At 57.2% G+C, this 5869-nt stretch carries 1 protein-coding gene, 1 tRNA gene, 2 rRNA genes and 1 pseudogene; all 5 read right to left on the bottom strand.

Going from position 1 to position 5869, the window contains the following annotated elements:
- Nucleotides 1–24 precede the first annotated feature (24 nt).
- Nucleotides 25–753 carry an IS21-like element helper ATPase IstB gene (gene istB, locus AO692_RS02895; protein ID WP_054308547.1) on the bottom strand — a complete coding sequence of 243 codons (729 nt, stop codon included), beginning with the start codon at nucleotides 751–753 and terminating at the stop codon, nucleotides 25–27.
- A pseudogene (istA, locus tag AO692_RS02890) lies at nucleotides 686–2252 on the bottom strand (IS21 family transposase). The gene istB and the pseudogene istA overlap by 68 nt, the downstream one beginning before the upstream one ends.
- A 240-nt stretch (nucleotides 2253–2492) precedes the next feature.
- Nucleotides 2493–2569 (bottom strand) — tRNA-Met (locus AO692_RS02885).
- Nucleotides 2570–2701: 132 nt separating this feature from the next.
- A 5S ribosomal RNA gene (gene rrf, locus AO692_RS02880) occupies nucleotides 2702–2816 on the bottom strand.
- 175 nt (nucleotides 2817–2991) lie between these two features.
- Nucleotides 2992–5791 (bottom strand): 23S ribosomal RNA (locus AO692_RS02875).
- Between the last annotated feature and the right edge of the window lie 78 nt (nucleotides 5792–5869).

The raw sequence follows: 5869 nt of genomic DNA, 5'->3' as shown, positions 1-5869 counted from the left end.
GCGCGGATCGGCGTTATGGGGTGATCAGGCGCGGTTCTTGAATCGCCAGGATTCGTTTCCGGTCTCGATGATCTCGCAGTGATGGGTGAGCCGGTCGAGCAGCGCCGTCGTCATCTTGGCGTCGCCGAAGACAGCGGGCCATTCGCCGAACGCCAGATTGGTGGTGACGATGATCGAGGTGCGCTCGTAGAGCCTGCTGATCAGGTGGAAGAGCAACTGCCCGCCGGCTTGCGCGAAGGGCAGATAGCCGAGTTCGTCGAGGACGACGAAGTCCAATCGGGTCAGGTAGTCAGCGATACGGCCCTGCTTGCCACCGCGGTGCTCGGTCTCGAGCCGGTTGACGAGATCAACGACATTGAAGAAGCGACCGCGCGTCCCGTTGCGGATGAGGGATCGGGCAAGGGCAATCGCCAGATGTGACTTGCCGGTTCCGGTGCCGCCGATGAGAACGGCGTTACGCTGGTCGGCGACGAAGGTGCCGTTGGCAAGGTCCCTGACCAGCACCTCGTTGACCGGCGTGCCGTCGAAGTCGAACTCCTCGATGTCCTTGGCGATCGGCAGCTTTGCGACGGTGAGCTGGTATTTGATGGAGCGCGCCTGCTTCTCGGCGATCTCGGCCGACAGCAGATCGCCGACGATCCTCGGCGGCTCGTGCTGGCGCTTGATGCCGGTCGCCATAACCTCGTCATAGGCACTGCGCATGCCGTAGAGCTTCAACGTTCCCATCAGATCCAGAACCTGCGTGCGTTCCATCAGCTTGCCCTCCTGAGGCTGTCGTAGCGGGCACAGTCGGCCTGCGGCTCATGGCGCAGGCGAAGAGCGTCCGGGGTGAGAATGGTGATGGCTGGCGCCGGATCGCGCCGCCGCGCCAGAATGTTGATGATGACAGCTGACGAGCAGACGTTCTGGTCGAGCGCCTCTTGGCAGGCGGCCTCCACGGCATCGATCCCGTCGGTCAACACCGCAGCCAGGATCGCCACCATCTGGCGATCACCGTCATCCGAGGACTTCAGTCGGCGCCGGGTCCGCTCCATCGCCGAGGGCAGAACCCAGTCCTGGAACGGCGCGCCATTGCGCAATGCGCCGGGCTTGCGGGCGAGCACGGGGACATAGTGCCAGGGATCGTAAATGGTCTCACCGCGCCCGAACGAACGGGCGTGTTCGGCGACGACAACGCCATCCTGCCGGATGACGATCCTGCTGGCATAGGCCTGGATCTCGACCGGTCGGCCCACGGCAGTCGACAGCACCGAGTATTTGTTGTTGTCGAAGCGCACCGTGCAGGTCTTCGATACCGAGGCGGGGACCGTGTGGAAGCCGTCGAAGGGGCCGCGATACTCGACAAGTTTGCCGCGCTCCTCCTCGAACACCTCCCAGATCGTGCGCTCCGGCTGATCGATATGACGGTGCGTCTTGGTGTAGGCGATGCATTTGTCGAGCAGCCAGGCGTTGAGTTCCTCATAGGATTTGAAGCGCAGCCGCGGCGTGAAGAAGCGCTCGCGCACCAGCCCGACCTGGTTCTCGACTTGACCCTTCTCCCAGCCCGACGCCGGCGTGCAGGCGACCGGCTGCACCAGATAATGGCTGCACATCTGCAGGAAGCGGCGATTGTATTGCCGGTCCTTGCCGACGAATACCGTCTCAACCGCCGTCTTCATGTTGTCGTAGATGCCGCGCGTGCAGGTGCCGCCAAAGAAGGCGAAGGCCCGGTCGTGCGCGTCGAACACCATCTCCTGCGTCTCGCGCGGATAGGCTCTGACGAACATCATGCGGCTGTGGCAAAGCCGGACATGGGCAACCTTCACGGTCACAGTCACGCCATTGATGAGGACGATCTCGTGGCTCCAGTCGAACTGGTAGGCTTCACCCGGCGCGAAGAACAACGGCACATAGGCTTCCGCCGTCGCTGATCCCTGCGCCTTCGCCCAGCTCTTGGCGTATCGGCGAACCGCGTCGTAGCTGCCGTCGTATCCGAGACCGCGGAGCTCCTCAAAGATTCGGATCAGCGTTAGCCGCTCGCGCCCCGCCTTGCCGTGATTGCCACCTAAAAGCCCGTCGAGCTGATCCTGCCAGGGGCCGATCTTTGGCATCGGCTGATGCTCACGCTCGTAACGGAACTCCGTCGCGTTCGACCGCAGCACCTTCCGGACAACCTTCCGCGATATCCTCAACTCGCGGCAGATCTCCTTGATCGACTTCCCCTGGACCAGCGAAAGCCGACGTATCTTCGCAATCGTCTCCACAACCAACATCCAAAACAAATGCCCCCGATGAAACCGAAGGCAGTGTGACAACCCTGCGTTACAGGGGTCCTTTTTGGACGCCGGTCACCCCTGAAACGGGGTCCTTATTCCACGCCGAAACACAGATCGTTCTTACACCGGAGGAAGACGAGCTTCAAATCGATGTGCGGGGCGATCTTGCTGGAATTCTAAGCATTTCTCTTAAACGCAAAAAGCCCGCCGGAGAGGCGGGCCATTCGCAAGTTAAAGTGGTTGCGGGAGTAGGATTTGAACCTACGACCTTCAGGTTATGAGCCTGACGAGCTACCGGGCTGCTCCATCCCGCGTCAACCATATAAAGATAAGCATTCGCTTACCGAAATTCTACCTGCCAAACGAAAAGGCCGCTTTCGCGGCCCGAAGTCCCGTTTGGCGGGCCTAAAGACAAAAGAATAAAGAGAATTACGTGCGTTTGGCAGACCTGGCAGCGACCTACTCTCCCGCGTCTTGAGACGAAGTACCATTGGCGCTGGAGCGTTTCACGGCCGAGTTCGGAATGGGATCGGGTGCAGCCGCTCCGCCATAACCACCAGGTCGGCGAAACGCACGTATGAGAAGCTGTATTTGTGCCATTGGCGTCTTGCAGTTTTGCTACGGGCGTTGCCCGCAAGCGCGACTGCGCGTCGCCGGTCATCCGGCGCCCTCGCGGAGCATAGGCCCTTTAGGGCCGCTCATGCGTGAGCGCTGGTGATGGACATAAGGAATGAGAACGATCAAGCCGATCGAACTATTAGTACCGGTAAGCTTCAAGCGTTGCCGCTCTTCCACACCCGGCCTATCAACGTGGTCGTCTTCCACGGTTCTCAGGGAATACTCGTTTCAAGGTGGGTTTCCCGCTTAGATGCCTTCAGCGGTTATCCCGTCCGTATATAGCTACCCTGCTATGCGGCTGGCGCCACAACAGGTCCACCAGAGATACGTCCATCCCGGTCCTCTCGTACTAGGGACAGATCCTTTCAATATTCCTACACCCACGGCAGATAGGGACCGAACTGTCTCACGACGTTCTGAACCCAACTCACGTACCGCTTTAAATGGCGAACAGCCATACCCTTGGGACCTGCTCCAGCCCCAGGATGCGATGAGTCGACATCGAGGTGCCAAACAACCCCGTCGATATGGACTCTTGGGGGTCATCAGCCTGTTATCCCCGGCGTACCTTTTATCCGTTGAGCGATGGCCCTTCCACACGGGACCACCGGATCACTATGACCGACTTTCGTCTCTGCTCGACTTGTCAGTCTCGCAGTCAGGCAGGCTTATGCCATTGCACTCAGCGAACGATTTCCGACCGTTCTGAGCCCACCATCGCGCGCCTCCGTTACTCTTTAGGAGGCGACCGCCCCAGTCAAACTACCCACCATACATTGTCCCGGACCCGGATAACGGGCCGCGGTTAGACATCCATAGTAATAAGGGTGGTATTTCAAGGGTGGCTCCACCAAGGCTGGCGCCCTGGCTTCAAAGCCTACCACCTATCCTACACATGCCACTACGAATGCCAATGTAAAGCTATAGTAAAGGTGCACGGGGTCTTTCCGTCTAACCGCAGGAACCCCGCATCTTCACGGGGAATTCAATTTCACTGAGTCTATGCTGGAGACAGCGGGGAAGTCGTTACGCCATTCGTGCAGGTCGGAACTTACCCGACAAGGAATTTCGCTACCTTAGGACCGTTATAGTTACGGCCGCCGTTTACTGGGGCTTCGATTCAGAGCTTGCACCCCTCCTCTTAACCTTCCAGCACCGGGCAGGCGTCAGACCCTATACGTCGCCTTGCGGCTTCGCAGAGCCCTGTGTTTTTGATAAACAGTCGCTACCCCCTGGTCTGTGCCACCCTCCACTGCTTGCGCAGCAAAGGGTCACGCTTCTTCCGAAGTTACGCGTGCAATTTGCCGAGTTCCTTCAGCATAGTTCTCTCAAGCGCCTTGGTATACTCTACCAGACCACCAGTGTCGGTTTCGGGTACGGTCTATAAGTGGGAGCTATTTCCTGGAACCGCTCCGCTGCCCAACCAATCCGATAAGGTTGAACAACTTGTGCGATCCGTCACTACCCACAGGCCCACGAATATTAACGTGGTTCCCATCGACTACGCATTTCTGCCTCGTCTTAGGGGCCGGCTAACCCTGCTCAGATTAACTTTAAGCAGGAACCCTTGGTCTTTCGGCGGGGGAGTCTCTCACTCCCCTTACGTTACTCATGTCAGCATTCGCACTTCTGATACCTCCACCGTCCCTCACGGGTACGGCTTCACTGGCTTACAGAACGCTCCGCTACCGCTCGTGATTGCTCACGAACCCTAAGCTTCGGTGTATGGCTTTAGCCCCGTTACATTTTCGGCGCAAAGACCCTTATTTAGACCAGTGAGCTGTTACGCTTTCTTTAAATGATGGCTGCTTCTAAGCCAACATCCTGGTTGTTTTGGGATCCTCACATCCTTTCCCACTTAGCCATAACTTGGGGACCTTAGCTGTAGGTCAGGGTTGTTTCCCTTTTCACGACGGACGTTAGCACCCGCCGTGTGTCTGCCGACTAGTACTCCTGGGTATTCAGAGTTTGCTTAGGTTTGGTAATCCGGTGAGGACCCCTAGCCCATGCAGTGCTTTACCCCCCAGGGTATTCGGTCGACGCTCTACCTAAATAGATTTCGCGGAGAACCAGCTATTTCCGAGTTTGATTGGCCTTTCACCCCTAGCCACAAGTCATCCCGAACTATTGCAACAGTTATGGGTTCGGTCCTCCAGTAGGTGTTACCCTACCTTCAACCTGCTCATGGCTAGATCACTCGGTTTCGGGTCTAATGCGTCGAACTGAACGCCCTGTTCAGACTCGCTTTCGCTGCGCCTACACCTACCGGCTTAAGCTTGCTCGACACACTAAGTCGCTGACCCATTATACAAAAGGTACGATGTCACCCTTGCGGGCTCCATCTGTTTGTAGGCAATCGGTTTCAGGTACTCTTTCACTCCCCTTGTCGGGGTGCTTTTCACCTTTCCCTCACGGTACTAGTTCGCTATCGGTCATGCACGAGTACTTAGGCTTGGAGAGTGGTCTCCCCATGTTCAGACAGGATTTCACGTGTCCCGCCTTACTCAAGGACTTTTGTTCGCATTACGTGTACGGGGCTATCACCCACTTCGGCCCTCCTTTCCAGAAGGTTCCACTTATCTCACAAAAGCCACTGGCCTGGTCCGCGTTCGCTCGCCACTACTTGCGGAGTCTCGGTTGATGTCCTTTCCTACGGGTACTTAGATGTTTCAGTTCCCCGCGTTCGCCACTTTACCCCTATGTATTCAGGGTAAGTTACCTATTATCGATACTTGGAAACCACAGCAGCAGATCGCTCTGCTGCTCTGATTTTCCAAGTACCTTAGGTGGGTTTCCCCATTCGGAAATCTACGGATCAAAGGGTATTCGCACCTCCCCGTAGCTTATCGCAGCGTATCACGTCCTTCATCGCCTGTGCATGCCAAGGCATCCACCAATTGCCCTTAAGACACTTGATCGTTCTCATTGCCAATGCCCATCAGTTTTAGCGCATGAACCCTCAAGGCTCACACGCACAGATGGAATTGGCACAAAAA

This window comes from Mesorhizobium sp. 1M-11, from assembly GCF_001303895.1.
Lineage (GTDB): Bacteria > Pseudomonadota > Alphaproteobacteria > Rhizobiales > Rhizobiaceae > Mesorhizobium.
The sequence above is the reverse complement of the archived record's forward strand: the minus strand, read 5'-3'. Positions and strand labels throughout refer to the sequence as shown.

Bases quoted from the DNA above. Each gene is read 5' to 3' on its own strand.
- istB (WP_054308547.1), bottom strand. From the start codon at position 753: ATGGAACGCACGCAGGTTCTGGATCTGATGGGAACGTTGAAGCTCTAC.